The following is a 26,782-nucleotide window of genomic DNA, read 5'->3' as shown; positions in this document are numbered from 1 at the left end:
ACGACGCTTCGACAGGCTCAGCGGACGGTCGCGAGTCGGTCCCGCGAGTCCGGGCCCTGCGCTGAAAGCCAGGTCCTTACGCGGACCACAGTTCGGCTCACGACGCTTCGACAGGCTCAGCGTGCGGTCGCCAGGATCGACGGGCGGCTCACGCACGCCACGCGCTACACGCGGGCGGAGCTCCTCGCGTCCAACGCCAGATCCTTCGCCATGCAGATGCTGTACTTCTCGCCCTCGTACTGGCCGAACAGCGGGATCCGCTCATAACCCGCGCGGCCGTACAGGGCGAGCGCGGCCTCGTGGAAAGGACCGGTCTCGAGCACGATCCGCCGGACGCCTGCCGCCACGGCATCCGCTTCGACCCGTCCGATCAACTGGGTGCCGACGCCTTGGCCCCGAGCGTCTTCGTGCACGAACATGCGCTTGAGCTCGGCGGTGCCGTCGCCGTTATCGACGAGGGCCAGCATGCCGAGCGGCTCCAGCAGGGCTCCCCGCGCGACGTAGAGCGACACCTCAGGGCGTTCGAGTGACTCCACATCCAGCAGGAAGCACGCCTCGACGGGGTAACGGGCGTGCGAGTAGGCCTCACTGCCGGCGAGCATGAGTTCGACGTCGGGCTGGCGGGCTGGTTCGATCGAGACGGTCACTGGCACCTTTTCAGGCTAGGCGGGCCAGGTTACGCCGAGGTTTCCTGTTGGCGGGTTCTTGCTGGGTTCATAGGCGCTGCCCGGTGTCGCGAGGGCCGCATCCCTCGCCGCATGAGGACGATTCACAGCCCCGTGCGCTACTCTCTAAACGTCGGCTCTGGACACCGCGCTGTGCGCGGATGGGTTTGTAAGTCTGGTGGGCCGGTTTCGCAGCACTTCCGCTGACGAAAATCACATCGTATGTGAACGGCCCCGGGCGACGTTGATTCCGGGTTCTCAGTACCGCTGCGCGCTGCGCGGCGGTCTGCCATGTACCGAAGAACAACCCAGGAACCAGGTATGCCCAAGAACAAGAAGCCCGCCGGCGGTCGCCCCGCCAAGAACTTCGATCCCTCGTACGCCCGCGGCGGCAAGAACGGCCCCAAGGCCGGCTCGCGCAGCCCCGGACACCGCGGCTACAAGCCCGAGTCCGAGGCTCCGGCGAAGAAGGCCCGCTGGAACGCCGACGAGCGCGCCGCTCGTACGACCTCATTCGAGGGCGGAGAGCGTCGCAGCTATGGCGAGCGGCCGGCCCGCGATGACCGTGCCCCGCGCCGGTTCGATGACCGCGCTCCGCGTCGTGAGGACCGCGGCGACCGTCCCGCCAATGGTCGCGGCGACCGTCCGGCCTACGGCGACCGCCCCCAGCGGGATGACCGCGCACCGCGCCGGTTCGATGACCGTGCTCCGCGTCGGGATGACCGTGGCGACCGCACCGACCGTCCGGCGTATGGCCGTGGCGAGCGCCCGGCCTACGGCGACCGCCCGCAGCGGGATGACCGCGCACCGCGCCGGTTCGATGACCGCGCTCCGCGTCGGGATGACCGCGGCGAGCGCTCCGAGCGTCCCGCCTACGGTCGCAGCGAGCGCCCGGCCTACGGCGACCGCCCCCAGCGCGACGACCGCGCGCCCCGTCGGTTCGATGACCGTGCCCCCCGTCGCGATGACCGCAGCGAACGCCCCGCGTACAACGACCGGGCGGCGCGCACCGACCGCCCCGCATACGGCACCGACCGCCCGGCACGCCGCAACGACGACGACCGTCCCCGCCGCACCTCCACGGGCTCGGGCGGCGGCTATGACCGCCCCGGATTCCAGAAGTCCGAGCGCCGCGACTCGCAGTTCTACCCCTCGAAGGATGCGCACAAGCCCGCGTACATCAACCAGGATGACGTCGTGCTCGAGCGCCTCGAGGCGGAGGCCATCCAGGCCGGTGACGTCGACGGCGTGAGCTTCGGCGACCTCGGCCTCGGCACGAACGTCGTTCGCTCGCTCGAGCAGCTCGGCGCGGCCAGCCCCTTCCCGATCCAGGCTGCGACCATCCCCGACGTGCTCGCCGGCAAGGATGTTCTGGGCCGCGGCAAGACCGGCTCGGGCAAGACCATCGCCTTCGGTGCGCCTCTCGTCGAGCGCCTGATGACCATGTGGGCAGAATCGGGCAAGTCGGGCGGCAAACGCCAGTTCGGTCGCAAGCCGCGTGCGCTCATCCTCGCTCCGACGCGCGAGCTCGCGCTGCAGATCGACCGCACAGTGCAGCCCATCGCCCAGAGCGTCGGACTGTTCACCACGCAGATCTACGGCGGCGTTCCCCAGCAGCGCCAGGTGGGCGCGCTCCAGCGCGGTGTCGACATCGTGATCGGCACGCCCGGTCGCATCGAAGACCTCATCGAGCAGGGCCGCCTCGACCTCAGCGAGGTCGTCATCACCGTTCTCGACGAGGCCGACCACATGTGCGACCTCGGATTCCTCGAGCCCGTTCAGCGCATCATCCGCGAGACCAGCGACGGCGGCCAGAAGCTGCTGTTCTCTGCCACCCTCGACAAGGGTGTCGCCGCGCTCGTCGACGAGTTCCTCGTCGAGCCGACGGTGCACGAGGTCGCCGGCGAAGACCAGGCGTCTTCGACGATCGATCACCGCGTGTTCCTCATCGAGCAGCGCGACAAGCTCGAGATCATCAAGCAGCTCGCCGACCGCGAGGGAAAGACCCTCGTCTTCGCCCGCACGCGTGCGTTCGCCGAGCAGCTCGCCGAAGACCTCGACTACGCTGACATCCCGGCGGTCTCGCTCCACGGCGACCTGAACCAGTCGCGGCGCACCCGCAACCTGCAGCAGCTCACGTCGGGGCGCGTGAGCGTGCTCGTCGCCACGGATGTCGCCGCGCGCGGCATCCACGTCGACGACATCGACCTGGTCATCCAGGCCGACGCGCCCGACGAGTACAAGACCTACCTTCACCGCTCGGGCCGCACCGGCCGCGCGGGCAAGCAGGGCACGGTCGTCACGCTCATCACGCGCAACCGCCAGCGCCGCATGGCGGAGCTTCTCGACCGCGCCGAGATCGAGGCCGAGTTCGAGAACGTCGCCCCGGGCGACGCCCGCATCGGCGACCTTCTGGGCGCGTAGCGCGCGCTTCGCAAGGCCCCGTCCCGGATCACCCGGGGCGGGGCCTTTTTTCGTGCGCGTTGCGCCACTTGCAGGTCCGTTGCGCCAGTACATCTGGCGCAACGGCCGAGCACGTGGCGCAACAGTGCCGAGGCGAGGCGGCGATCTCGTGCTGCGCCACTTCGGCGGCCGTTGCGCCGGATTCAGGGGCGCAACGGGCCTGCAAGTGGCGCAACGGGCACCAGATCGCCGCTTGCGCAACGAAATCCGCAGCGAAAAGGTCAGGGGCAGCCCCTAGGTCAATGCCGGGGGAACACCGATGGGCGCGCAGGGTGCGCGGGTGTTCCATGAGAACACGTCGAGAGCGGATGCCGGTGTGCGTCCCAGGCTGAACCCGAGCAGACCGCCGGTATTCGCTCGACGTGAATCCTCCATCCCGAAAGGAAACACCTGTGAACACCCCTGCGCCTTCTACGGTCGCCGCCCCCACGACCGCCGACGCATCCGTTGCGATCACTGCCAACGACGTCTACGAGACCACCGCCGCCCTCGACGCACTGCGCGATCGACTCACGGGCAGCATCAGCCTTCCGCACGACGCGGAATGGGACCAGGTGCGCTCCGCCTGGAACCTCGCCGTCGACCAGCGTCCCGTCGCCGTGGTGCGAGCGCTCAACGTGCACGACGTCATCCTCACGGTGAACACGGCACGCGAGCTCGGCCTGCGCGTCGCGCCCCAGGGCACCGGGCACAACGCCGGCGCGCTGGGCGACCTGAGCGGCACCATCCTGCTGCGCACGACCGCGATGCGCGGCGTGACGGTGCAGCCCGAGAGCGCCATCGCCCGCTGCGAGTCGGGCGCGCTGTGGATGGATGTCACCGCCCCCGCCGCCGAGTTCGGTCTCGCCGCGCTCGCCGGGTCCTCGCCCGACGTCGGCATCGCCGGATACTGCCTCGGCGGCGGTGCCAGCTGGCTCGCGCGTTCGCATGGCCTGGCGGTCAACCTGGTCACGGCGATCGAGATCGTCACCGCCGACGGCCTGCTGCGTCGCGTGGACGCCCGCCACGAGCCCGAGCTGTTCTGGGCGGTGCGCGGCGGCGGCGGCAACTTCGGTGTCGTGACCGCGATCGAGATGAAGCTGTTCCCGCTCGCCGAGGTTTACGCGGGGGTCTTGTTCTTCCCGCTCGCGAAGGCGACCCCGGTGCTCAACGCGTGGCGGAAGTGGAGCCGGACCGTTCCCGAGAGCGTCACGTCGGTCGGTCGCATCATGAAGTTCCCCCCGCTGCCCGAGCTGCCCGACTTCCTGCGCGGTCAGAGCTTCGTGATGGTCGAGGCGGCCATGCAACTGCCCGCGGATGAGGCCGACCGCCTGCTCGAGCCCCTCCGCGAACTCGACCCGGCCATCGACACCTTCCACCCGACCCCCGTGCGGGAGCTCGACAAGCTGCACATGGACCCGGATGCTCCGGTGCCGAGCGCCGGCAACGGCCTCATGCTCGCCGAACTGGATGCCGCAGCCATCGATGCCTTCGTCGCAGCGACGGCATCCGACCCGGCACTCATGATGGCCGAGATCCGCCACCTCGGCGGCGCAGCCGGTCGGCCCGCTGCGGGCGGCGGCGTCGTCTCCCACTTCGCCGCGCCGTACCTGGTGTTCTCGGGCGGCATGGTGATGGGGCCGGAGATGGCTCAGGCCATCCACGCCGGGCTGGCTCGACTCGCCGAGGCTCTGCGCCCGTGGACCGCTGCCGGCATGTACCAGAACTTCGCCGAAGCCGACTGCGCGCCCGAGGCCATCTGGGGAGAGGACCTCGACCGCCTGCGCGCGATCAAGGTCGTCTACGACCCGCAGAACCTCATCCGCGCCAACCACGAGGTGCTCTGAACCGCGTCACCAGCGAGCACGAGACCGCGCCGCCCGGCTTCCCGCCGGGCGGCGCTGTCGCGCTTACAGCAGCCGGTCGGCGAGCAGCTCGAGCGTGCGCTCCCGCCCAGCGGTCCCGTCGAGTGGCTCACTGTCGTGAGACGCGCCGATGGGGGAGATCATCACCTCGTCGACGCCGTAGCGGGTGGTGAGATCACGGATGCGGTCGGCCGCAGCATCCGCGGAGCCGATCACCCAGCGCCTCTGCATGGCCGTGACCAGATCCGAGACGGCGGTGTCGGCCGGCGCGCCCTGTGCCTGCTCGACGGTCTCGAGCGGGGTGAGCGGGCGCCCCGAGCGCATACGGGCCATCGCCCGCATCTGCGGCAGGGCGCGGGCGAGCGCCTCCTCCTCGGTGTCGGCGACCGAGGCGTTGAGCGTGAGGAACGTCTCGGGCGACGGATGCGCCTCGCTCGGCTGGTATCCCGAGCGGTAGAGCTCGAGCGCCTGCTCGATGCCGTCGCCCGAGAAGTGGTACGCGAAGACGTACGGGAGTCCGAGCTGCGCAGCGAGCCGGGCCGAGTAGTCGCTCGAACCGAGCAGCCAGAGCGTCGGCGTGCCCGCGGCGGCCGGTGTGGCGTGAACGGTGTAGTGGTTCCCGCTCGTCATGCGCAGGGCGGCGCCGTCGGGGTGCAGCAGTGCGAGGATGTCGCCGATGTGGTCGGGGAAGCGGTCGACGTCGGCGGTCGGTCCGCTGATCCGCAGAAGCTGCGTGATCACGGGATCGCTGCCGGGCGCACGGCCGATGCCGAGATCGATGCGACCGGGCGCGAGGGCTTCCAGGGCGGCGAACTGCTCCGCGACGACGAGGGGTGCGTGATTCGGCAGCATCACGCCGCCCGATCCCACGCGGATGCGCTTCGTCTGCGCGGCCACCGAGGCGATGAGCACGGGCGGCGTCGTGGATGCGACGGCCGGCATGTTGTGGTGCTCGGCGAACCAGTAGCGGGTGTACCCGAGATCGTCGGCCCGCTGCGCCAGGTGAACGGATGCGGCGAGCGCCTGGGCGCTCGTCTGGCCCTTTCGTACGGGGATCAGGTCGAGAACGGAAAGGCGCGATGGAGCAGTCACTCTCAGGCCAACGAAACCGGTCGGCGAATCTATTCCGCGACATCCGCCGGTCGGACTGTCAGACTCGGAGCATGCGCTTCACGACGACGATGAGCCAGATCGGCAACAACACCGGCATCGAGGTTCCGCCGGAGGTCGTCGAGTCGCTCGGCGGCGGCAAGCGACCGGCGGTGAACGTCGTCGTCAACGGGTTCGCCTATCGCAGCTCGATCGCCCCGATGGGCGGCAGGTTCCTCATCTCGTTCAGCTCCGACAAGCGCGCGGCCACGGGAATTGGCGGGGGCGACGCGATCGAGGTCGAGGTGACGCTCGACACCGAACCGCGCACGGTCGAGGTTCCGGCCGACCTGGCGGCCGGGCTCGATGCGGTGCCGCAGGCGCGGGAGGCGTTCGCCAAGCTCAGTCCCAGTGCGCAGAAGGCGCACGTGACCTCGGTCGAGTCGGCGAAGACCGGCGAGACGCGTCAACGCCGCATCGAGGCCGCTGTCTCGAAGCTCGCCGGCACGGTCGCCTGAACCTCACACGGCCCCCGAACGGGTGTACCTGCCGGGGATTCTCGCGTAGCCTCGGTCACGGGGAGCGCCCCCGGGTGGAGGAACGATGACTGTTCAGTACCGACTTCCCGACGTGAACGACCTCGACGTTCTGACGAGGGAGTACCCCATCGCGCTGACGATCTACGTGCCGACCTCGCCGGTGGCGAGCGAGCGTGAGGTCAGCCAGATGCGGGTCAAGAGCGCGTTCGCCAGTGCGATTCGATCGCTCGAGGCGGCCGGCGTCGACCGGCGGGATGTCGTGGGAGCGGCATCCGACCGGGACGACATCCTCGCCGACGCACGGTTGTGGGGTAGCCTCTCGCGATCACTCGCGATCTTCGCCGGCCCGGGTGTCAGCGAGGTGTTCGTGCTGCCGAACCGGCTCGACGAGGCGGTGCACACCGGCACGCACTTCGACGTCGGACAACTGCTGCGCTCGACGAGCGTGGGCCAGGAGGCCTTCGCCATCACGCTCTCGGGCAACGAGTGGGCGCTGTGGCATGCCACCGGCAGCGATCGGGCCGCGAAGGTGGGGGTTCCCGATGCGCCGACGGATGCGAGGGAAGACCTCGACCTCGGCAACGGCGGCGATCGAGACCGCGGCGGCCGCGGCGTGGACGACAGCAAGAAGCTGCTGCTCGAGGACTACGCCCGACGCGTGGCCGACGCCGTCTGGCAGGCACTGAACGAGCGCGATCCCAATGGGCGCGTGCCGCTGTTCGTGTTCGCAGCGGAGCCGCTGCGCAGCATGTTCGAGGCGCGCAAGGAGGGCCGGCGGGTCGTCGGCGTTCCGGGTGCGTCTGACCGGCTCGCCGCATCCGACATCGACAGCGTGCTGCGCGATCTGCTCAGCGCACTCGGCGCCGCTGACACGGAAGCGGCGCTGCGCGCTCTCGACGACAAGCCGAAGGGCCGGGTCGAGCGCGACCTCGCCGCCATCGCCCGCGGAGCGATCGAAGGATCGGTCGCCGCCTTCTACTTCGACTTCACGAGCACCGTACCGGGCCACTTCGACGCCGAAACGGGCGCGCTGAGCCTGGCCGAGGATGGCGCGCAGGCCGACGACGTGCTCTCGCAACTCGCGGTGGCGGTGCTGCGGCGGGGCGGAAAGTCGATCGCCGTGCGGGGTGAGGATCTCGATTCCACCGTGTGGAAGGGGCCGGCGATCGCCGACCTGCGCTACGCGCTCACCTGAGCGCGGCGCGACCGGGTTCAGACGGTGACGGCGTCGAGCTTGGCGCCGAGTTCCGCATCCGTCGGCTCGACGAAGTGGTCGCCATCGGGGAACACGACGACGGGGATGTTCGTGCGGCCACTGATCGCCTTGGCACGGTCGGCGCCGTCGTCGACCACGGTGAGGTCGATGTAGTCGAACTCGACGCCGCGGCGCTGGAGGAGCGCCTTGGAGCGGATGCAGTCGCGGCACCAGTCGGCTCCGAACATCGTGATGCGGTCGAAGGTCTCGCGAGAAGTCATCCCCCAACTCTATGCGTGCGCATCTGAGCATTCGCTGGAGCTGGGGGCGGGCGGCAGGGGTCAGGAGCCCCGGCCCTCGGGTCACCCCGTGCGGGACTCGACCAGCGAGATGAAGGCGGAGAGGTCGGCGACCCCCTGCGGGGTATGCGGCAGGAATTCCGTGAGTTCGGTCGAGTGGATCAGCCAGGCCGCCCACTGCGCCCGCGAGATCGCCACGTTGAGTCGGTTCTTCATGATGAGGAACTCCATGCCGCGGGGAACGTCCGCGGCGGATGACGCGGCAAGGCTCACGAGAGCGATCACCGCTTCGCGGCCCTGGAACTTGTCGACGGTTCCGACGGGCACGTCGGCGAATCCGGCCTCGTCCAGGGCCGCCCGTACCCGCGCGAGCTGCGCGTTGTAGGGCGTGACGACGATGATGTCGTCTTGCTCCAACGGCCGACCGGGCGCCTCGGAGGACTCGCTCCACCGTGTGCCGAGCACCGAGCGCACGATCGCGACGACGGCATCCGCCTCTTCGGGCGACTCGGTCGAGTTGCCCGAGTGCTCGACGGGCAGCGGATGCAGGCCCGCTGCGACCCCCTCGAGCTGTCGTTCGGCCGCGCACGGATGCGAGCGCAGCTCGCCCTCGTACGAGAGCGCCGAGACCGGCTTCGCCACGGCCGGATGCATGCGCCGGCTCTCGGCGAGGAAGTACCCGAACTCGGAAGGCAGAACGTCGTGGCCAGCGGCCACCCAGCCGAGGGCCGAGTGGTCGATGGGCTCCGGATGCGTCCCCTGGCTCACCTGCGGAAGTTGCTGGGGATCGCCGAGCAGCAACAGGTTGCGCGCGGCGACGCTCGTCGCGATCGTGGCCGCGAGCGAATACTGTCCTGCCTCGTCGACAACCAGCAGGTCGAGCGACTTGCGCGGCATCCGCCCCGCGTTGGCGAAGTCCCATGCGGTGCCGCCCACGACGAACCCGGTCGCCGCGTTCCGCACCATGAACGCGGGGACCGCCTTCTTGTCGGCGAGCACCGTGTAGGAGTGAGCGGCGGCCTCGTTCGCGTCACGCCGCGCCTTGCCCACGACCTCGGGGTCGAGGTCGGTGTTCTCCATGATGCGATCGAGCAGGTTCTCCACGACGGAGTGCGACTGGGCGACCACGCCCACCTTCCAGCCGTGATCGCGCACGAGCCGGGCGATCACGTGCGAGGCGAGGTAGGTCTTGCCCGTTCCCGGAGGCCCCTGCACGGCGAGGTAGGAGTCGTCGAGGTCGAGCAGGGTGGCGACCGTCGCCGTCGCATAGCCCTCGTCGATCACGCGTGCGACCTCGCCCGAGCGCGTGCGCGGCGGCAGCCGGCGCAGCACGTCGACCATCGGGTCGCGGGGCCACTCCGGCAGGCGCAGAACCAGCCGCTCTCCCCACTCGCTGATCGCGGCCTCGTGCGCATCCGTCTTCAAGGGCCACCCGGGCACCACGGCGACGGGCAGCTCCCGGTGGCGGGACGCCCCAACGGGGAGTTGTTCCTCGACGACCAGCCCATCGTCGAGCACCTCGACGATGGTGGCGTCCCTGCGGATGCGCTGCCCCGGATCGGCGGCCTCGTCGACGACCTCCTCGTCGGGCTCGTAGAGCACGAAGACGCCCGCTCCGGCGGAATGCCGGCTTCCGGGGCCGAATCGACCGCGCAGCGTGAGCAACCGGCGCTCCTTCTGGGATCGCTCGGGCACCGTCCAGGGCGTCTCGATGGCGCTGCGATCGGCCTCGACGATGAGCACGTCGCGGGTGTTCTCCCACTCCCGGATGGGTTGTTCCAGCCGGAAGTAGTGACCCCACCAGAAGCTCTTGCGCTCGCGCTGGTAGTAGTCGATGGCTGCGGATGCGAGTGCGAGCGCCGTCTGCTCGGCGGTGCGATGATCGATGCTCGCGTCGCCGGAACCGGCGAGATGCGAGAGCTCGATGGCGAGCGGGGACTGCACATACTGCTCGCCCTCGCGCACGATTCGCTCCGTCGGCGCGACACCGAGGTCCGCGGCGAGGGTGTGCAGCCAATCGCGCAGCCGCAGCGTCGAGAGCACGTCGTAGCGGTTGTAGCGGGCGATGTCGTCGAGAATCGCTTGGGCCTCCGCGACATCCCCGGCCGCAGCCAGCGCACTGGCCCGCTGGTACTCGATGATCGAGTCCGCGGCGTTGGTGACGCCTTCGCGCTCGTCGTCGCCCATGTAGAGCGGCTCGAGCTTCTTGATGGAGTACGACCGGCTGCCGATGAGCAGCGCGCGCCGCACGACGGGGTAGAGGTCGATGAGCACACCGTCGTTGAGCAACTGGTCGACCCGTGCCTCGCAGGTGCCGTGGCGTGCGGCGATCGAGAGCAGGTGGGTGCGCTCGTAGCTGGCGTAGTGGTAGATGTGCAGGCCGGGATGGGCCTGCCGGCGCAGGTCGACGAAATCGAGGAACCGCTCCAGCGCGACCTTCTCTTCGGCGAAGCTGTGCGCCCAGAAGGTGGAGAAGGTCTCGTCGGTGTCGAGAACGCCGAACAGGTAGTCGAGCCCCCAGCTGACGCCGGCGCCCTCGGTGTAGAGCGGATCGCCCTCGAAGTCGAAGAACAGGTCGCCCGCGTTCGCCTCGGGAACCGCCGCGATCGCCCGCGGGTCGCGCACCTCGACGGGAGGAACGGCGTGCACGTCGTCGGGGTTCGCACCCTGCTGCTCCGCTTGCTGCCGAGCGGTGGCGAGCAGCTGCTCGGCCTGCACCTGAAGCCGCGCCTGCACGCTCATGCCCTCGAGGGTGGACCGTGCCATGCCCGAGACCTCGGGCACCGCGGCCCACGTGCCGAGCTCGGCCAGCTGGTCGATGGTGGTGATGCCGGCCGCGGTGAGTGCGTCACGCTGTGCGATGCGCATGCCCGCGACCAGCAGCACGTCGCGGGAGGCATCGACCTCGAGGGAGCAGCTGGCGCAGCGGCCGCAGACCGTATAACGCGGGTCGCCCCACTCGACGGGCCCGGCGGCGGACTGCCGCTCGGCGACGATCTGCAGCAGGCGCTCCCGGCGCTTCCGATAGACCGGAAGGATGTCGCTGACCCGGTGCTCGCTCACGCTGCCGTCGCCGAGCAGCAGCTGCACCGTCGGCGCCACGGGCACGCCGATCTTCTCGAGCTGCCCCACGTAGGCCACCACCTGCAACAGTGCCGTCACCCGTGCGCGCCGGGCGAGCTTGGTGTCTTGAACGAGGTATCGGCCGCCCGGTTGCAGAACGATGAAGTCGGCGTAGCCGAGAAAGCCGCCGTCGAAGAACGTCGCCTGGAAGACCACGTCGGCGCCGGATGCGAACGCGGCGCGGGTCGCATCCGTCGCGTAGAGAAGGTCTTCGGCCACGAGCGGGTTCGGCCGGGCGATCTCGACCACGCCGGATCCGTAGCGGTCGCGGTAGCCCTGCAGCACCCGGTCTTCGTGGCGGTCGCCGAGGCGGGCCGTGCGGTCGAGCATGGCGTCTTCAGGGTCGGGAACCGCCTCGATGCGCCCGAGCTTGGCGTCGAGCGCGCGCAGGAAGGCGAACTCGCACTTCGATGCATTGGTGAGGTCGCTGGCGCTGGTGATCACGGTGCCGTCGAGCAGGAACACCCCGCCTCCTTCCCTCGATTTCGACGATAGACCCCGCCGCCGACACGGTCGCGCAGGTACGCTCGGAACGATGAAGCGGTTCGGTCGGCGGCGAAGGAAGATGCAGCGCTTCGACGCGTCCGCTCTTCCCGAGCCCGAGCCGTTGAGCATCAAGGACACCAGCGAGGAAGGCATTCTGGTGGCGGAATACGCCGCTCGCATGCAGCTCAAGAATCGCGTCATCGTGGCTGCTCTCACGAGCGACCACGTCTTCGCCGACGAGCACTTCGTCGACGATGCGACCGACGTGCTCACGAGGTTGATCGACGAGATGGTGGATGCCGCGGCGCAGGTCGCGCAGGAACGCGCCGACGCCGCCGAGAAGCCCGGGCGGGGCGTCGACATGCACGACTACCACCGGGCCGACCTCGAGAATCTTCACCTCCGCGAGCGCACCTATCGTGCGGTCGCCGACGGGTTGCGAAGCCGACGTGATGATCCAGCCCAGGTGGCGGCGTTCATCCGCTCGGCGCGGGAGGACGCCTGGAGTGACATCGCCGGCGAGATCGGTGCCCGCCTCGACCTGCAACGACCGCCGAGCGCGCTCGACGCGCGCTACCAGCGCACCCGCGAGCAGCGGATGCGGCTGGTGAAGAACGTCGACCTGGCCCGCCTCGCACTGGAGCACCTCGAGTACTGAGGCGCGGCATCCGTCGCCTGCGTCGGGTCGAACCCGCAGAAATCGTCAGTACCGGCGGTTCTGCACCCGCACATACTGCGGACTCGGATGCGACCACCCGAGAATACTGCGGGCTCGCTTCCGCCGAAGCGACCGTACCCGGTGCGGCTCAGCGCACCGCCGCCGGCTCGGCCTCCGGAGCGTCCGCGAAGGCGAGCTTGGGCACGAAGACCAGGCACACCGCCGCGACGAGTGCCGTCACGCCGCACACCGTCCAGACCGTGAAATACCCCGACAGCGACCCGGCCGTTCCCGAAGCGGCTTCTGATCCGGCATGGCTGAGCAGTGCGATGCCGAACACGCAGGATGCGACCGCGCCTCCCACGGTCTTCACCGAGTTTGTCAGGCCCGTGGCGACACCGGTCTGGGTGGGCGGAGCGGCTGCGGCGGCCGCGGCGGGAAGCGCGGCGACGAGGGCGCCCGAGCCGATCCCGGCGATCACCATGTTGAGCAGCACCTGCGCGTAGTCGGCGTGGAAGGGAAGGAAGAGCAGGTAGCCCAGCGCCACGAGCAGGCTCGCTGCGATGAGCGCCACCCGCGGTGCCACGAACCGCGTCGCCACCGGGAACAGCAGCGCGCCCACGACGAGGGAGAGAACGTAGGCGCCGATGAGAATGGATGTCTGTCCCGAGCTGGCGCTGAGCCCGTAGCCGTAGGTGGCGGCATCCGTTCGCGCAAAGGTCGAGAGCGGAGCCTGGGCCCCGAGCACGCTCACCCCGAAGAGCCCGGCGGTGAGGAAGACCGGCCACAGCGCCGACGAGCGGAACATCCGCACGTCGATGAGCGGGTCGTGCTGCCGCAACTCGAAGAGCACGAAGGGCACGACGAGCGCGACCCCGAGCACGACGATCGCCCACGAGAACAGGTCGCCCGCTCCGTTGATGCGCAGCAGGCTGAGGCCGCCGGTGAGCGCGAGCAGGGCGAGCGAGATGAGCACGAGTCCACCGGTGTCGAAGCGTCCGCCGGTGAGGTCGGGCGATTCCTTCACCCCGAACAGCACGACGAAGAAGCACGCGATGACCGCGATGGCGGGAACAATGAGGATGACGGTGAGCGGCAGGGCGTCGGCGAGCTGCCCTGCGGTGAGCGCGCCGGCGATGGCACCGACCTCCAGCGCGGCAACGAGCAGGCCGGCGGCGCGCCGGGTCATCGCGGCCGGTGCGCCCGAGCCTCGGCTGCGCGACCAGATGAGCGCGATCTCGAGCGGCAGCCACACCACGTAGAAGCCCTGCAGGGCCCATGCTCCGAGGAACAGCCAGAAGTCGTCGGCGAAGGCGAGGGCCACCGAGGCGACGGCCGTGACGCCCAGCGAGACGAGCAGCATCCGCCGGTGCCCGACCATGTCGCCGAGCTTGGCGAGGGCGGGAACCACGAGTGCCGAGAGCATGAGCTGCGAGCCCTCGAACCAGTTGACGTCGGCGTCATGGATGCCGAGGTGCCGCGCGATGTCGGTGAGCAGGGGCGTGTAGTAGCCCTGCAGGATGCCGCTCGTGAACTCGACGAACGCGAGGAAGCCGACGACGCCGGCGACCGATCCGAGCTTCACTGCGCGGGTCATGGGTGCTCCTTCTGATTGCAGAATCACACCCTATGGGCAACGGACGGCGTGCCGTGACAGCGGCCCGCCGCGCGCTGGCGGTGGGGGTTCAGGCCGGCGGAATGGCGCCGATCAGTTCGCGGTAGAACAGCTCGCCCCGCACGAGGGAATCGATGGAGACGTACTCGTCGACCCCGTGGATCGCCGCGCGCTGCTCCGTGTTCATCATCAGCGGAGCGAAACGGTACGTCGCCGGGGAGAAGACGTGGAAGTACCGGGAGTCGGTGGCCGACATCTGCACATAGGGAATCGTGACGGCCTCGGGATACGAGGCGGTCACCGCCGCCCGGATGAGGTCGAACTGCGGGCCGGTCGTGGGGGATTCGGGCGACGGCTCGGTGCCCTCAACCAGTTCGACGCGTACTTCGGCGTCGTTCACGATGCGTCGCAGTCGCTGCATCGTCCCATCGACGCTCTCGCCGGTGGCGATACGCACGTTGAGGGTGGCGGAGGCCTGCGACGGCAGCACATTGGCCGCCGTTCCGCCGTCGAGCATGGTGACCGCGACGGTCGTGCGCACCATCGCGGCCGGTTCACCGCCGAGCCGGCTGAGCACCTTCGCGCTGACGGGCGCCGTTGCGGCCACGCCCCGACTGAGCAGCTGCGCGCGGCCCTCGGTGTGCGCCGCGAAGGCGCCGAACATCGCGCGAACGGATGCCGACATGCGCGCCGGGAACGGATGGCGGTTGATGCGCCGGATGGCGTGCGCGATGCGCGTCGTCGCGAGGTGCCTGCCGGGAGCGGAGGCGTGACCGCCCGCCCCGCGGGCTTCCAGCCGCGCCGTGAGGATGCCCTTCTCGGAGACGCCCACCATGGCGGCCTGGATCGGGATGCTCGGAAGCGGGGCATCCGTCACGGCGCCACCCTCGTCGAGTACCAGCCAGGGCGCGAGACCGCGCTCCTGGAAAGCGGCGGCGATCGCCTTCGCCGCCGCCCCGTGGCTCTCCTCGTTCCCCCCGAAGCTGAGGTAGACATCCCGTGCGGGCGAGAAGCCGCTCGCGACCAGGTTCTCGACGGCGTCGAGCACGACGCAGAGCTCTCCCTTGTCATCAAGGGTGCCTCGACCCCAGACTCGGCCGTCGGCGATCGTTCCATCGAAGGGGGGATACGTCCACAGGTCGCTCTCGTCGACCGGCACGACGTCGTAGTGGGCCATGAGCACCACCGGTTCTGCGGCACTGGCTGGTGTCGTTCCCGTGCCCCGCCAGCGGTAGAGCAGCCCGAAGTCGGTGATCTTCTCCCGCTCGAGGGCGGCGTGGGTGCTCGGGTAGAGCTCGGCGAGCAGGGTCTCGAAGGCGTGGAAGGGCTCCGGGCCGGTGTTCTCCACGTGCGCCGACACCGTCGGGATGCGGATCATGCGCGAGAGCCGCTCCGCGATTCCGGGGCGGACGGACGGGGCGGACGTTGCCTCACTCGACATACCGCAAGCCTAGGTCGGCGACCGACGTCGGGAACGCCGGCGGCCGCTACGGGCGATGTCGGGAACGCCGGGGCTCGCTACGGGCGATGTCGGAGGGGGCGCTTACCGTGGTTCCCATGAGCATGATCGAGTTCGCACCGGAAACGGATGCCCGCGCGCACGCCTGTCCGGAGTGCCACTCGGGCAGCACCATCCAGATCATCTACGGCGTCGCCGACGCGCTTCTCATCGAGGCGGCCGACGACGGCGAGGTGATCCTCGGCGGGTGGTTGTACGCATCCGACGCCCCCACGCGGCACTGCAAGGGCTGCGGCGCCGAGTGGGTCGACGTCGACGACTACATCGACCGCTTGCGCGACTGAGTGCCTGCCCGCCGCCCTGCCGGATCAGGCAGGCCGGCGGCGACCGACGCTCAGACGGAGCACGACGGTGACCACGAGCACCGCTGCAGCCGCCACCGCCGCCGTGACTCCGGCCGCCGTCGATGACGGCTCCGACGTGAGCCGGGCCACGGCGACCCACGCCAGTCCCCAGCCGAGCGAGAGGGCGGGGGAGATGCGCCCGCGGCCGTAGACGGCGAGCGCGATGCCCACCAGTCCAGCCACGGCGAGCACGATCACCGCCCAGAGCTCGGCGTCCACTCCCCAGCCGTCCCAGCCGGCGGCCACGAGCGCCGCCGTGATGTTCGCGGCTGTCGCGACGCACACCCAGCCGAGGTAGAGCCCGATGGTGCCGTCGGTGACGAGGGCGTCGATCCATCCGTCGGGCCGGGTGCGCAGTGCGAGAACGAAGGCGGCGCAGAGCACTGCGAGAAGCGCGAGAATGATCGGCACGCTGAGCCAGAGCCGGTCGAACTGGATGCTGAGGATCCACGCGGCGTTCAGCAGCAGCGACGCCGCGACCGGGTAGCCGAGCCGCCGCTGGCGCGGCGCGGCTCTCTGGGCGGGCAGGAACTGCCAGACGGCGTAGACGAGCAGTCCGAGGTAGATGATCGACCAGATCGAGAAGGCCGGCGTTCCCGGCGCGATGAGGGTGGCGTCGGCCGCCAGTGCTCCGCCCGACGCGTCCTGGATGGGCGTTCCGCCGGCCGCTCCGGAGCCGATGAAGGCGCCGATGACCGCGAGCACGGCGCTGACGGCCACCACCACCTGACGCACGGTGTCCCGACTGTCTCGAACTGTGGTCGCGGTTGCCGATGTCATCGCGTCCCCTCTCCCTGATGGCGACGCTACGCCCCACGGCAGGAGAGCGGTGGGATTGTCGGCTGACTATCAGCCGGCTGACGGCTGACGGCTGACGGCTGACGGCAGCCGGCTGACGGCAGACCCGGCGGGCGCGTCTCCGTACGCGGGACACCGACTCGCTCGATGGCAACCCCCGTGCGGTGCGCCGTCGAGCGGGCCTAGTGTCGGGAAGGTGACGGCAACTCAGAGTCCTGGCACCCAGTCCATTCCCCTTCCGCCGCAGAAACGCTGGCGGGCGTTCTGGGTGTGCGTCGCCATTGCCGCTCTGACGATCCTCGATCTGTCGAAGGTCAACGTCGCGCTGCCGTCGATCGAGAAGGCCTTCGGGGCGAGTTCGACCGAGCTGCAGTTCATCGTCTCGGGCTACGTGCTCACCTTCGGCCTCGCCCTCGTTCCCGCGGGCCGGCTGGGCGACATCCGTTCGCGCAAGATCCTGTTCGTCGTCGGCCTGAGCATCTTCACCCTCGCCAGCCTGGCGTGCGCGCTGGCACCGAACGGAACCTTCCTGCTCGTCGCCCGGCTCATCCAGGGTGTGGGAGCAGGAACACAGATGCCGCAGGTGCTCGGCATGATCCAGGAGCTGTTCCAGGGCAAGGAGCGGGCGAAGGCCTTCGGACTCTTCGGGGCCATGATCGGCATCGCGACCGCCTTCGGGCCGACCATCGGCGGCCTGCTCATCGCCGTGGGCGGGGCAACGGATGGCTGGCGTCTCATCTTCTGGATGAACATCCCGCTCGGCATCGCCGCGCTCGTGCTCGCCGTCTGGGTGATCCCGGCCACACGCACCCGATCGTCGCGCTCGGTTCACGTGGATGCCGTCGGCATCGTCATCTTCGCCGTCACGGTGATCGCGCTCATGTGGCCGTTCCTGTTCACGACGGGCTCCGCCGACGACAACCCGGCCCGCTGGTGGCTGCTCGTGGTCTTCCTGCTCGCCCTCGCGGGATTCATCGCGTGGGAGCGGCACTACGGCTCGACCGGACGAGACCCTCTCGTTCCCCTCAACCTGTTCCGCATCTCGTCGTGGCGTGCGGGCACGATTCTCGTGACGGTGTACTTCGCCGCCCTGCCCTCGGCGTTCCTGCTGACGACGCTCTACCTGCAGCAGGGGTTGAACCTGCCGCCCGTCTTCGCCGGCATGGTGACGATCGGGTTCGCCCTCACGAGCGCCTTCTCGTCGTGGCGGGGCGGCACGCTCGTGGCCAGATACGGGCGCGCGCTCGTCGTGGTCGGCCTGGCCATCGTGCTCGTCGGGGCGGGCCTGCTCGTGGCCGCCGCCGTGCTCACACCGCCCGCCGTGACGCCGTGGGCGATGGCCGGTGCGCTCTTCATCGCCGGTATCGGCGGTGGGCTCGTGGTCTCTCCCAACCAGACGCTGACGCTCGCCGACATCCCGGTGCGCCAGGGCGGGCTCGCGGGTTCGGTCGGCCAACTCGGCCAGCGCATCGGCACCGCCATCGGTTCCGCGGTCGCGCTCTCGCTGTTCTACTCGACGCTCGCCAATCAGCCGCAGTCCGACGGCGACCTCTCGCGGTTCCATCACGCCTACGGCTACGGGATGCTGTCTGTCGCCATCTTCCTCGCCGTCGCCTTCGCCGTGGCGGTCATCGACCTCGGCGGCCGCCTGCGCGAACGCCGGGCCCGCGAGGCGGCCGGCGGCGACGCCGAGACCGATCCCGGCATCTGACCCCCGAAAACGCGGCAGCGCAGAGGGCGCCCCGTGACCTAGCATGAGGGCGCCGCGGCACCCTGGGCCGCGGCACACCCGAATTCGGAGTATGCATGGTCGTGGCGACGCGAGAGGACCCCGTGGTACCCAGCCCGCTCGGACACTCCGAGGAATGGGTGGAGCGGCTTCCCTCCGGCCAGGTCCGACCGCTCTCCCCCGTGCGCATCCCCGAATCCGAGTGGCACCTGCATCCGCTCCTCCAGCGCGCGGTGCGCGAGAGCTGGATCCGTTCGACCGAACTCGTGCCCAACCGGCTCAGTGCCATCCAGCTGCGCTCGCTCGAGAAGGTACACATCGTCGTCGATCTCGGCGAGCGCATCATGTCGGTTCCCCCGAGGTTCAACGCCGACCCGTTCATCGACGGCGTCGCCGTGCTCTCCTCCGACGACCTGATCGGCGGTCTCGCGCCCGACCTCGACCGGTTCTACTTTCGACTGGCCGAGCCCGGAGGCGAGTACCTCGAGACCTACGCCGCCGTGAGCGACGGCCGAGAGCGGCGGTTCTTCTCCACGAGCTACGGTCCGAGCTGGACCGAGATCAGCGCCCGCGCCTTCGCGAGCTGCTTCCAGAGCGAGCACTGGAGCCTGGTCGAGGAGACACGGGCGGGAATCCACGCCTTCGAGCGTCAGCTGATGGCCCAGTTCAAGCTCGAGTACCACATCGCCGACCGCAGCCCCCTCGATCCGCACTGGAGCACCTTCCTGCCCGACACCCGGTCGCTGGAGCTCGCCTCCCTCGCGCAGGCGCAGGCGACGGCCTCCGGGCGGCGCATCGCAGCGGCCGCCGACGTAACCGCATCATCCGGTTCGGGGTCGCATTCCGCATCCGCCCCCGTCGCGCCCGCATCCGAGCCCGCCGCCGTCACGCCCGTCGCGCAGCCCGCGCCGGCCGCGCCCGCGTCCGAAGCGCCGGAAGCGGCATCCGCACCGGCGACGCCGGCCCCGGCGCGGGAAACGCTCGCGACGACGGATGTCGTGGCTCAGCCAGCGCGCCCAGCTGCCCCGGTCGCCGAGGTCGCCGCCATCAAGCTGCTCGCGCGCGCATCGGCCATCGCCACGATCGCCCACCGAGGCATGACCGACAAGCTGGGCTCGCCCTACATCGACCACGCTGCGCGCATCGCCGACAGCTTCGACCAGCACGATGAGCCGTTCGAGATGGCGACCGCCTGGCTGCATGACGTGATCGAGAGCGGCGGGGTGAGGGCGAACGACCTGCTCGACGCGGGCATCGCCCCCGAGGTCGTCGAGGCGGTCAGCGTGCTCTCCCGCCGGGATGCCCAGCCCGACGAGGAGTACTACGCCCGCATCCGGCTCAATCCGATCGCGCTCCGGGTCAAGCTCGCCGACATCGCCGACAACACGGCCGGATGGCGCCTACGCCGGCTCGACGACGCCACTCGCGTCCGCCTGCGGGGAAAGTACGACCGGGCCCGGCAGCTGCTCGAGGACGAACCGCGCGCCGGCTGAGCGTTCGACCGGCATCCGAATGGCGGCGCCCACTCAGGGCTTCAGAACCACCTTGATGCAGCCGTCCTGCTTCTTCTGGAAGATCTCGTAGAGCCGCGGTGCCTCCTCGATCGCGGCCCGATGCGTCACGAGGTCCGTCAGGCCCAACGGGTCGGCGGCATCTTCCACGAGGGGCATCAGGTCATCGACCCAGCGGCGCACGTTCACCGGACCGCCGCGCAGGGTGAGCTCCTTGTCCCAGACCTTCAGCAGCGGCATCGGATCGGCCGCGCCCGTGTATGCACCCGTCAGCGAGACGGTGCCGCCGCGCTGCACGAGCTCGATCGCGAAGTGCAGCGCCGCCATCCTGTCGACGCCCGCGTGCGTGATCATGGCCCGCCCGATCGGCTTGGGCAGCACGCTGCCGGCCTCCTGGGCGAGGGCGGCGACGGTGTCGCCGTGCGCCTCCGTGCCGACGGCGTCGATGACGGATGCCGGACCGCGGCCATCCGTGGCCGACCGCAAGACGGCGAGCAGGTCGTCGGTCTCGTCGAAGGTCTCGATGCCGTGACGCTGCGCCATCGCCCGTCGCTCGGGCACGGCATCCACACCGAGCACCCGGTGGCCGAGGTGGCGGGCCATGCGGGCGGCCATCTGGCCGATCGGCCCGAGTCCCAGCACGGCGACCGTCGCACCGCTGGGAATGTCGGCGTACTGAACGCCCTGCCAGGCCGTGGGCAGCACGTCGCCGAGAAAGAGGTAGCGCTCGTCGGGCAGGTCCGGGCCCACCGGAATGAGCGTGTGGTCGGCGAACGGAACTCGAGCGGCGCCCGCCTGCAAACCCGGAACGTGGCCGTAGAGCTTCGAGTAGCCGAACAGGGCGCCGGCCATGTCGTAGTCGTGAACCTGCGTCGTCTCGCACTGCGACTGCAGGCCCCGCTCGCACATGTAGCAGCGTCCGCAGGCGAGCTGGCAGGCGATCACCACTCGGTCGTTCACCCGCACGGCGCTCACGTCGTCGCCGACGGCGGTCACGACGCCCATGGCCTCGTGGCCGACGATGTCGCCCTTCTCGAGAAACGGCGCCATGAGTTCGTAGAGGTGCAGATCTGATCCGCAGATGGCCGTCGAGGTGATCTCGACGATCGCATCCGTCGGCTCGATGAGGCGTGGATGCTCGACCTGCTCGACCGCGACGGAACGCTTGCCCTGCCATGTGACTGCCTGCATGCCGAAACGGTAAGCCCGGGCGTCAGGCGCCCATAGGGGCTTGACGGGCCGCGCGCGCCGAGTCCGGCGACGCATTGCTCAGGTCGTCGGGATCAACCCGCCGTCGATGAGGAAGTCCGACCCGGTCACGTTGCCCAGCCGGGCACTGGCGAGGATGGCGATGAGGTCGGCGACCTCCTCCGGCCGGGTGAAGCGGCCCGTGGCCATGGCGCTCGCCGCGCCCTTGCGCACCTCTTCAGGGCTGGCCCCCGTCGCACCGGAGACGGTCTCGGCCACGCCGCCGCTGCCGAGCCAGAGGTCGGTAGCGACGGGGCCGGGGCTCACGGAGTTCACGCGGATGCCGCCAGGTCCCACTTCCTTCGACAGCGCCTTCGTGAAGCTGAGCAGTGCGGCTTTCGCGGCGCTGTAGTCCATGACCAGGGGATCGGCGAGCCGCGAGTTCACGGAGGTCACGTTGACGATGGCGCCGCCGGCCGACATGTGCGGCAGTGCGGCACGGCAGGTGCGCACCGCCGCCAGCAGGTTGAGCGTGAGTGAGCGCTGCCACATGTCGTCGTCGATGGAGGCGAAGCCCTGCGGGCGGGCCGGCGCGGCGCCGACGTTGTTCACGACGACGTCGATGGCGCCGCCCACCGCGTCGATGAGCGCAGCCGGACCGTCCGCATCCGAGAGGTCCACGGATACGAACCGGAAGTCACCGCCGGCGGCGAGGGTGCGCATGTCATCCGTCTCGTGCAACGAGCCGCCGACCACGTGCGCCCCTTCGGCGAGGAACGCCCGAACGGTGGCGAGGCCGATGCCTCGCCCGGCTCCGGTCACGACGACGGTCTTGCCCTGCAGTCCGAGATCCATGTGCTCAACCTAGCGCTCCTCCTCCCTAGGTCGACTTGCCAGTTTTCGCGGGTTCCTGGGCGCGCCAGGCCACAAAAAGTGGCAGGTCGAGGAGCTTGGGCGGGGTCAAGCGCCCTACGCTCGATAACGTGAGACGTCTCGTCGCCGCCCTGCTCGCCTCGTTCACGCTCGCCGCGGGGCTCGCCCTCGGGGGTGCCCTGCCGGCATCCGCCGATGTGGACGACTTCACCTTCGAGAGCTTCGATGCGGACTACACCCTGGCGCGTGACGACGCCGGACGCTCCACGTTGAAGACCGTCGAGACGCTCGTCGCGCTCTTTCCCGAGACCGACCAGAACCACGGCATCCGTCGGCAGCTCGTCGACACCTACGACGGCCACCCCACCGACCTGCACGTGCAGTCCGTGACCGACGAGAGCGGCGCGGCGCGGTCGTTCGAAGAGGATGAGGACGACGGCCTCGTGTCGCTCACCATCGCCGACGACGACTTCGTGCACGGTCGGCAGACCTACGTCATCACCTACACCCAGAAGAACGTGACGCGGTTCTTCGAAGACACGGATGCCGACGAGTTCTACTGGGACACGAACGGAACCGACTGGCGGCAACCCTTCGGGAGGGTCACGGCGCGGGTTCACCTCGCCGGCGATCTTGGCGCCGCGCTGAACGGCAATGCCACCGGCGTCTATGGCGCTGCCGGTGCGACCAACCCCGCAACCGTCACGCAGACGGCCGACGGCTACGAGTTCTCGGCGAGCGACCTGCAGCCGTTCGAGAACCTCACCCTCGCCATCGGCTTCCGGCCGGGCACCTTCACGCCGCGCGATGACAGCTTCTTCGCCGAGCCTTGGCCGCTTCTGGCGGCGCTCTCGGCACTCGTGGCACTGGTGGCTGCGGCGGCCGCGCTCGGCATCCGTCTCACTCGGCTGCGGGATGCGCCGGGCCGGGGAATCATCGTGCCCGAATACGTTCCACCGAAGGATGCCGGCATACTGCTCGCCGCGCTCATCGCCAAGAAGACCGGGAAGGCCGTGCCTGCGCAACTGCTCGCCCTCGCCGTCGCGGGACGGGCGCGCGTCGTCGAGACTCCGGCGTCCGGCATCTTCGGACGGCCGCGCTACGAACTCGAGTTCCTCGGAACGCAGGCGACCAGTCGCGAGGCCTTTCGCAACCCGGAGCCGACCGCCGACGAGACCGAGTTCCTGCACGCGCTCTTCGGCGAGACCCTCACGCCGGGCGAGCGCCGCTCGCTCGCCAAGGCCGACACCAAGGCGACCCAGCGACTCTCGAAGCTCCAGTCCCGCATCCGGGTCGACGCCGTCACCAACGGGTACCGGCGCAAGCCGCCCACGGGGTTGATCGTTCTCGTGGTCATCGCAGCCCTGCTGGGCACGCTCGCGGCGTTCGTGTTCGGCGCGGTCTCGGCGAGCCGCGCTGTCGGAGGGCCATGGCCGTTCATAGCCATCGCCGTCGCAGTGCTCGGCGGCATCCTGGCGGTCGCCTTCATCTCCAAGTCGGCTCTGGATGCCCGGGGCGTGCAACTGCGCGACTACCTGAGAGGGCTCGACGAGTACATCAGGCTGGCGGAGGCCGACCGCATCCGCTACCTGCAGTCCCCGCAGGGCGTGGAGCGCACGCCGGTGGCGGTAGATGACCCCCGCCAGCTGCTGCGGCTGAACGAACAGCTGCTTCCGTGGGCAGTGCTGCTCGGGCACGAGAAGGAGTGGACAGCCGAACTCGGCCGCTACTACGAGCAGACGGGCGAGCAGCCCGGCTGGTACGTGGGCCCCGGTCCATTCACAGGCGTCGGATTCGCCTCGAGCATCGGGAGCATGTCATCGAGCATGACCTCGACGTACTCCTCGTCGAGCGGCGGGTCATCGGGCGGAGCGAGCTCCGGCGGCGGGGGTGGCGGCGGAGGCGGGGGCGGCGTCTAGCAACGGACGCATCGATCGGGGGCGGGCGCTATCGTCGAACGGTGACGCAACCGCGAACCCTGATCGACGGGCTGATCCTGCGGCTGGTGGAGCCCGACGACGCCCCGGCCCTCGCGGCCGCCTACAGCTGGAACCGCGATTACCTCGCGCCGTGGGAGCCTGTGCGCCCCGACTTCTACTTCACCGCGCCGTACTGGCAGACCGAGATCACCCGCATGCGGTCGCTGCACAGACAGGGCTCCGTGCTGCCGCTCGTCGTCATGCGGGGCGACACGGTGGCCGGGCGCTTCACTCTCACCGGCATCGAGTACGGGCCGTACCAGAACTCCCGTCTGGGCTACTGGGTCGCCCAGTCGGAGGCCGGACGCGGCGTTGCGACGGCCACTGTCGAGGCGATCGTCGAGATCGCGCGCGACGAGCTGGGCCTGCACCGCATCGAGGCCAGCACCCTGCGGCACAACGAGCGGTCGCAGCGGGTGCTGCTGAACGCTGGATTCGAGCACATCGGAATGTCGCCGAAGCACCTGAAGATCGCGGGCGTGTGGCAGGACCACGAGCTGTACCACCGCATCCTGTTCGACGAGGAGTAGGCCGCGACCCTTGTTCTGAGACTGTCGGAGGGAAGCCGGATGGCTGGGTCCCCTTCGACAGGCTCAGGGAACGGCTCCCGGGGAACGGCGCTCAGAAAACGGCGCCCGGGAACGGCGCTCGGGTAACGCTGCTTAGTTCGCGGCGGCGATGACCGCGTGATGCAGGTCGAGAAGCGGTGCCGTGCGTTCGGCAGGCCCGCGACCGAATCCGCACTCGGTCCCGACTCCGAAGACCTCGATTCCGGATGCCGTGAGTGCGGGACGAGCGGCCGCGATGCGACGCAGCGCGCCCTCGACGCCGTCCTCGTGGTGCACGAGTCCCAGGTAGAGGCGGGTCGCGTCGCCCAGACGCAGCGATGCCAGCGGCGCGAAGTAGCCGTCGTCGTCACGTTCGATGGGCACCGGAAGATGCACCCACTGGATGGGGCGGTCCACGGCATCCGCGAGGGCATTGGCCACGGCGGTGAGGTTGGCGGCGTCGTGCGGCTCGGTGAAGTGCTTCTCGGCCACGTCGCCGTAGCAGAGGTGGAATCCGAGCTCTGCCCCGGCAGGCACGCGGGCCGCGATCGGTGCGACGATGCGCGCGATGCCGTGGATGAGTCCTGCTCCGCCGTCGGAACGCTCGTCGTCGGTCAGGAAGAACGGTTCGGCCACCCCGGCTCCGAGGTTCACGGCCTCCATGTACGCGAACTCGGTGGCCAGGTCGAGCTGCACGGCGAGATCGGCGGCCGGAATCGCGTCGGCGATGGCGTCGAGCTCGCGGACGAGCGCATCGGTGTAGGCGGGGAGCAGTGCCGCGCGAACCTGCGGCGCCGCGTAGGTCGTAATGGGGGCGAGCGCCGAGGGCAGGCTCACCTGGAACCGCGTGCCCGCCTCGATCACGCCGGCCTCGCGCAGAGCGACGAAGTCGGAGTAGCTGGCGATCGCCGCCGCGGCGTATCCCAGTGATGCGAAACGGATGTCGTCGGCCGGCACGCTGCCGTCCAGGACGAAGGGGCGCAGGTCGAACCCGGCGTGCATGATCGGCTCGATCGGTACCCGCGAGAGCCCCGCGGTCGCCTCGAAGGCCGCGCCCTGGAAGAGCATCCAGTGAAAGCGCTCGCCCACCTCCCCGTCGGGAATGCGTGCGAGGTCGGTGCCCAGGTGTTCCGAGACGACGCGGAACGTCGACTCTGCGGTGGGCTGGTTGATCGAGCCCACGAGGTGGGCACCGGCGACGCGGGGGAGTTCAGGCATGCGAACCATCGTAGGTCGCCTGCTCGGTTCGCCCGTCCGGGCGCTGTCAAGCACTGTCCGGACGCTGCATGAGGCGCGCACCATGGTGGCACGTCGGAGCGGTGCGTATGCGTGGAGCGGGCCGCGGCGCCCGGAAGGGAGATCATCGATGGAGTTGCCCTCGATCGCGTCCTCGAGCATCCTCGGCCTGGCGTACGACCCCGACACCTCGACCCTGTTCGTGCAGTTCGAGACCGGCGACGTCTACGCCTACCTCGGCGTCCCCGAGGATCTGTATCAGCGGATGCTGGACGCCCAACCGCATCCGTGGAGCGCTCACGGCACCGAGGTGAAGTCCTATCCCTACCGCCGGATCTCGTGAGAGGGGCCGGCGCCGGGGGCCTGCGCCGCAGGATGATGTCACCCCGTCAGCGCTCGTGCAACCCACAGGACCTGTGAGTGCCTACTGCCTAGGCTGAAAAGCCCATGCCCCGAACTGACGACTACCGAAATGAGGAGCACATGGCTCAAGTCATCGAATCCATCGACATCAACGTGCCGGTCTCGACCGCGTACAACCAGTGGACGCAGTTCGAATCGTTCCCGCGATTCCTCGACTACGTCGACTCCGTCACGCAGGTCGGCGACACCCTCACCCACTGGGTGGTCACCATCGCCGGACAGACCCGCGAGTTCGACGCCGAGATCACCGAGCAGCACCCCGACGAGCGCATCGCGTGGAACAGCGTCGGCGGTGAGGAGAACCACGCCGGAGTCATCACCTTCCACAAGCTGAGTGATGACACCAGCCGTCTCACCGTGCAGCTGGACTGGGAGCCCACCGGCCTGCTCGAGAAGGCCGGCGCCGCCGTCGGCGTCGACGACCACGCCATCAAGAAGGACCTCGAGAACTTCAAGGAGCTCATCGAGAAGCGTGGCGTCGAAGAGGGCGCCTGGCGCGGAGACGTGAAGAACGACGCCTGACCCTCGCGGGTCTCGCTGACGGATGCCTCGGGCTGCGTGCCCGGGGCATCCGTGCGTCTGCGCTCAGCGACCGAGCCTTCGCAGGGACCTTGCCGCAGTGTTCCCTGAGCCTGTCGAAGGGAGCGCACTGAGCGCT

22 protein-coding genes are annotated in these 26,782 nt (G+C 69.7%); 12 read left to right on the top strand and 10 right to left on the bottom strand.

Going from position 1 to position 26,782, the window contains the following annotated elements:
• Positions 1 to 164 precede the first annotated feature (164 nt).
• Positions 165 to 653 carry a GNAT family N-acetyltransferase gene (locus WDJ51_RS15480; protein WP_337853377.1) on the bottom strand — a complete coding sequence of 163 codons (489 nt, stop codon included), beginning with the start codon at positions 651 to 653 and terminating at the stop codon, positions 165 to 167.
• 333 nt (positions 654 to 986) lie between these two features.
• Here WDJ51_RS15480 and WDJ51_RS15475 point away from each other — a divergent pair, with 333 nt between their 5' ends.
• The gene (locus WDJ51_RS15475; protein WP_337853376.1) at positions 987 to 3,089 is read left to right on the top strand and encodes a DEAD/DEAH box helicase; all 2,103 of its coding nucleotides are present in this window, start codon (positions 987 to 989) and stop codon (positions 3,087 to 3,089) included.
• A 431-nt stretch (positions 3,090 to 3,520) separates the two neighbouring features.
• Positions 3,521 to 4,954 carry an FAD-binding oxidoreductase gene (locus WDJ51_RS15470; RefSeq protein WP_337853375.1) on the top strand — a complete coding sequence of 478 codons (1,434 nt, stop codon included), beginning with the start codon at positions 3,521 to 3,523 and terminating at the stop codon, positions 4,952 to 4,954.
• A 63-nt stretch (positions 4,955 to 5,017) separates the two neighbouring features.
• Here the strand turns inward: WDJ51_RS15470 and WDJ51_RS15465 are convergent, their stop codons facing one another.
• Complete coding sequence (locus WDJ51_RS15465; protein WP_337853374.1) at positions 5,018 to 6,064, bottom strand: LLM class flavin-dependent oxidoreductase; 1,047 nt, start codon at positions 6,062 to 6,064, stop codon at positions 5,018 to 5,020.
• A 71-nt stretch (positions 6,065 to 6,135) separates the two neighbouring features.
• On the opposite strand from WDJ51_RS15465, the gene WDJ51_RS15460 reads away from it, so the two are divergent.
• Both WDJ51_RS15460 and WDJ51_RS15455 read left to right on the top strand, forming a co-directional pair.
• Complete coding sequence (locus WDJ51_RS15460) at positions 6,136 to 6,579, top strand: YdeI/OmpD-associated family protein (RefSeq protein WP_337853373.1); 444 nt, start codon at positions 6,136 to 6,138, stop codon at positions 6,577 to 6,579.
• An 85-nt stretch (positions 6,580 to 6,664) separates the two neighbouring features.
• Complete coding sequence (locus WDJ51_RS15455; RefSeq protein WP_337853372.1) at positions 6,665 to 7,795, top strand: baeRF11 domain-containing protein; 1,131 nt, start codon at positions 6,665 to 6,667, stop codon at positions 7,793 to 7,795.
• A gap of 17 nt (positions 7,796 to 7,812) precedes the next feature.
• Here WDJ51_RS15455 and WDJ51_RS15450 read toward each other — a convergent pair whose 3' ends face one another.
• Together WDJ51_RS15450 and WDJ51_RS15445 are read right to left on the bottom strand one after the other, a co-directional pair.
• Positions 7,813 to 8,076: a glutaredoxin family protein gene (locus WDJ51_RS15450; RefSeq protein ID WP_337853371.1), complete on the bottom strand. Its 264-nt coding sequence runs from the start codon at positions 8,074 to 8,076 to the stop codon at positions 7,813 to 7,815.
• Positions 8,077 to 8,157: 81 nt separating this feature from the next.
• On the bottom strand, positions 8,158 to 11,682 hold the full coding sequence (locus tag WDJ51_RS15445) for a TM0106 family RecB-like putative nuclease (protein WP_337853370.1): 3,525 nt from the start codon (positions 11,680 to 11,682) through the stop codon (positions 8,158 to 8,160).
• A 70-nt stretch (positions 11,683 to 11,752) separates the two neighbouring features.
• On the opposite strand from WDJ51_RS15445, the gene WDJ51_RS15440 reads away from it, so the two are divergent.
• Complete coding sequence (locus WDJ51_RS15440) at positions 11,753 to 12,361, top strand: hypothetical protein (RefSeq protein WP_337853369.1); 609 nt, start codon at positions 11,753 to 11,755, stop codon at positions 12,359 to 12,361.
• 148 nt (positions 12,362 to 12,509) lie between these two features.
• Here the strand turns inward: WDJ51_RS15440 and WDJ51_RS15435 are convergent, their stop codons facing one another.
• Positions 12,510 to 13,958, bottom strand: a complete 1,449-nt coding sequence (locus WDJ51_RS15435) for an MFS transporter (protein WP_337853368.1) — start codon at positions 13,956 to 13,958, stop codon at positions 12,510 to 12,512.
• A gap of 88 nt (positions 13,959 to 14,046) precedes the next feature.
• Entirely contained in the window at positions 14,047 to 15,417 is a 1,371-nt protein-coding gene (locus tag WDJ51_RS15430) for a M20/M25/M40 family metallo-hydrolase (RefSeq protein WP_337853367.1), read from the bottom strand.
• A 116-nt stretch (positions 15,418 to 15,533) separates the two neighbouring features.
• Between WDJ51_RS15430 and WDJ51_RS15425 the strand changes: the two genes are divergently transcribed.
• Complete coding sequence (locus WDJ51_RS15425) at positions 15,534 to 15,779, top strand: hypothetical protein (RefSeq protein ID WP_337853366.1); 246 nt, start codon at positions 15,534 to 15,536, stop codon at positions 15,777 to 15,779.
• A gap of 24 nt (positions 15,780 to 15,803) precedes the next feature.
• On the opposite strand, the gene WDJ51_RS15420 is transcribed toward WDJ51_RS15425, so the two are convergent.
• Entirely contained in the window at positions 15,804 to 16,619 is an 816-nt protein-coding gene (locus tag WDJ51_RS15420) for a tryptophan-rich sensory protein (RefSeq protein WP_337853365.1), read from the bottom strand.
• A 214-nt stretch (positions 16,620 to 16,833) separates the two neighbouring features.
• On the opposite strand from WDJ51_RS15420, the gene WDJ51_RS15415 reads away from it, so the two are divergent.
• Positions 16,834 to 18,348: an MFS transporter gene (locus tag WDJ51_RS15415; protein WP_337853364.1), complete on the top strand. Its 1,515-nt coding sequence runs from the start codon at positions 16,834 to 16,836 to the stop codon at positions 18,346 to 18,348.
• 95 nt (positions 18,349 to 18,443) lie between these two features.
• Positions 18,444 to 19,859 (top strand): hypothetical protein, encoded by a 1,416-nt coding sequence (locus tag WDJ51_RS15410; protein WP_337853363.1) that lies wholly within the window; start codon positions 18,444 to 18,446, stop codon positions 19,857 to 19,859.
• A gap of 33 nt (positions 19,860 to 19,892) precedes the next feature.
• Here the strand turns inward: WDJ51_RS15410 and WDJ51_RS15405 are convergent, their stop codons facing one another.
• Positions 19,893 to 21,068 carry an alcohol dehydrogenase catalytic domain-containing protein gene (locus WDJ51_RS15405; RefSeq protein ID WP_337853362.1) on the bottom strand — a complete coding sequence of 392 codons (1,176 nt, stop codon included), beginning with the start codon at positions 21,066 to 21,068 and terminating at the stop codon, positions 19,893 to 19,895.
• Positions 21,069 to 21,146: 78 nt separating this feature from the next.
• A complete protein-coding gene (locus WDJ51_RS15400) occupies positions 21,147 to 21,920 on the bottom strand; it encodes an SDR family NAD(P)-dependent oxidoreductase (protein ID WP_337853361.1) in 774 nt (257 codons plus the stop codon).
• 128 nt (positions 21,921 to 22,048) lie between these two features.
• On the opposite strand from WDJ51_RS15400, the gene WDJ51_RS15395 reads away from it, so the two are divergent.
• A complete protein-coding gene (locus WDJ51_RS15395) occupies positions 22,049 to 23,857 on the top strand; it encodes a DUF2207 domain-containing protein (protein WP_337853360.1) in 1,809 nt (602 codons plus the stop codon).
• Positions 23,858 to 23,898: 41 nt separating this feature from the next.
• Positions 23,899 to 24,447, top strand: a complete 549-nt coding sequence (locus WDJ51_RS15390) for a GNAT family N-acetyltransferase (RefSeq protein ID WP_337853359.1) — start codon at positions 23,899 to 23,901, stop codon at positions 24,445 to 24,447.
• A 132-nt stretch (positions 24,448 to 24,579) separates the two neighbouring features.
• Here the strand turns inward: WDJ51_RS15390 and WDJ51_RS15385 are convergent, their stop codons facing one another.
• Positions 24,580 to 25,683 (bottom strand): hypothetical protein, encoded by a 1,104-nt coding sequence (locus WDJ51_RS15385; RefSeq protein ID WP_337853358.1) that lies wholly within the window; start codon positions 25,681 to 25,683, stop codon positions 24,580 to 24,582.
• A gap of 148 nt (positions 25,684 to 25,831) precedes the next feature.
• Here WDJ51_RS15385 and WDJ51_RS15380 point away from each other — a divergent pair, with 148 nt between their 5' ends.
• Positions 25,832 to 26,044, top strand: a complete 213-nt coding sequence (locus WDJ51_RS15380) for a KTSC domain-containing protein (RefSeq protein WP_337853357.1) — start codon at positions 25,832 to 25,834, stop codon at positions 26,042 to 26,044.
• Between the two features lie 140 nt (positions 26,045 to 26,184).
• A complete protein-coding gene (locus tag WDJ51_RS15375) occupies positions 26,185 to 26,646 on the top strand; it encodes an SRPBCC family protein (RefSeq protein WP_337853356.1) in 462 nt (153 codons plus the stop codon).
• The last annotated feature ends 136 nt before the right edge of the window (positions 26,647 to 26,782 follow it).

This window comes from Rathayibacter sp. YIM 133350, from assembly GCF_037404875.1.
Taxonomy (GTDB): Bacteria; Actinomycetota; Actinomycetes; order Actinomycetales; family Microbacteriaceae; genus Orlajensenia.
This window is presented reverse-complemented; position numbering and strand designations above follow the sequence as displayed.

What these genes read in the sequence shown, in the direction of transcription:
- WDJ51_RS15455 (WP_337853372.1), top strand. Translation starts at nt 6,665, where the DNA reads ATGACTGTTCAGTACCGACTTCCCGACGTGAACGACCTCGACGTTCTG.
- WDJ51_RS15430 (WP_337853367.1), bottom strand. Translation starts at nt 15,417, where the DNA reads ATGTCGAGTGAGGCAACGTCCGCCCCGTCCGTCCGCCCCGGAATCGCG.
- WDJ51_RS15460 (WP_337853373.1), top strand. Translation starts at nt 6,136, where the DNA reads ATGCGCTTCACGACGACGATGAGCCAGATCGGCAACAACACCGGCATC.
- WDJ51_RS15385 (WP_337853358.1), bottom strand. Translation starts at nt 25,683, where the DNA reads ATGCCTGAACTCCCCCGCGTCGCCGGTGCCCACCTCGTGGGCTCGATC.
- WDJ51_RS15475 (WP_337853376.1), top strand. Translation starts at nt 987, where the DNA reads ATGCCCAAGAACAAGAAGCCCGCCGGCGGTCGCCCCGCCAAGAACTTC.
- WDJ51_RS15410 (WP_337853363.1), top strand. Translation starts at nt 18,444, where the DNA reads ATGGTCGTGGCGACGCGAGAGGACCCCGTGGTACCCAGCCCGCTCGGA.
- WDJ51_RS15420 (WP_337853365.1), bottom strand. Translation starts at nt 16,619, where the DNA reads ATGACATCGGCAACCGCGACCACAGTTCGAGACAGTCGGGACACCGTG.
- WDJ51_RS15435 (WP_337853368.1), bottom strand. Translation starts at nt 13,958, where the DNA reads ATGACCCGCGCAGTGAAGCTCGGATCGGTCGCCGGCGTCGTCGGCTTC.
- WDJ51_RS15400 (WP_337853361.1), bottom strand. Translation starts at nt 21,920, where the DNA reads ATGGATCTCGGACTGCAGGGCAAGACCGTCGTCGTGACCGGAGCCGGG.
- WDJ51_RS15450 (WP_337853371.1), bottom strand. Translation starts at nt 8,076, where the DNA reads ATGACTTCTCGCGAGACCTTCGACCGCATCACGATGTTCGGAGCCGAC.
- WDJ51_RS15425 (WP_337853366.1), top strand. Translation starts at nt 15,534, where the DNA reads ATGAGCATGATCGAGTTCGCACCGGAAACGGATGCCCGCGCGCACGCC.
- WDJ51_RS15405 (WP_337853362.1), bottom strand. Translation starts at nt 21,068, where the DNA reads ATGCAGGCAGTCACATGGCAGGGCAAGCGTTCCGTCGCGGTCGAGCAG.
- WDJ51_RS15375 (WP_337853356.1), top strand. Translation starts at nt 26,185, where the DNA reads ATGGCTCAAGTCATCGAATCCATCGACATCAACGTGCCGGTCTCGACC.
- WDJ51_RS15380 (WP_337853357.1), top strand. Translation starts at nt 25,832, where the DNA reads ATGGAGTTGCCCTCGATCGCGTCCTCGAGCATCCTCGGCCTGGCGTAC.
- WDJ51_RS15440 (WP_337853369.1), top strand. Translation starts at nt 11,753, where the DNA reads ATGAAGCGGTTCGGTCGGCGGCGAAGGAAGATGCAGCGCTTCGACGCG.